At 54.7% G+C, this 570-nt stretch carries 1 protein-coding gene; it reads left to right on the top strand.

Going from position 1 to position 570, the window contains the following annotated elements:
• Positions 1 to 561: bacteriophage T4 gp5 trimerisation domain-containing protein (locus tag C5471_RS23510; RefSeq protein WP_422630947.1), on the top strand; the 561-nt coding region annotated here is incomplete at its 5' end.
• Between the last annotated feature and the right edge of the window lie 9 nt (positions 562 to 570).

Here is a 570-nt window from a genome sequence, read left to right on the forward strand (position 1 = left end):
GTGGACTTTCTTGATGGTGACCCGGACCAGCCGATTGTCACCGGGCGCACCTATCATGCCAACAACATCCCGCCCGGCACCTTACCGGGCAGCAAAACCCAGATGGCCTTCCGCTCAAAAACCCACAAGGGCGAAGGCTATAACGAACTGTGTTTTGAAGATGCCAAAGGCAGTGAAGCACTGTCGCTGCACGCTCAACGGGATATGCATACCCGGGTAAAACATCACCAGACTCTCACCGTAGAAACCGCCGACCGTGAGATCACCGTTCAGGCCGGTGATGAAAAAACAACCATTGAACAGGGTAACCTGATGGAAACCATCTGCCAGCTGCGCAGCACCGACGCCAATCAGGTCCAGGTCAGGACCAGTGCCGGGAAAGCGGGCGACGGGACTCAGCTGTATGAAGCCAGTGACACTATCATGCTGAAAGTCGGCGCAGGAAAAATCGTGATGACCCCGGAGAGCATCAAAATCATCTTCGGCGGAGAGACCAACAGCATTGAAATCAACGCCAGCGGCGTCATCGTGTTGGGCGGCAACATCAATATGAACAAGTAAACCCATCCC

It is taken from the genome of Photorhabdus tasmaniensis (assembly GCF_011189505.1).
Lineage (GTDB): Bacteria > Pseudomonadota > Gammaproteobacteria > Enterobacterales > Enterobacteriaceae > Photorhabdus > Photorhabdus tasmaniensis.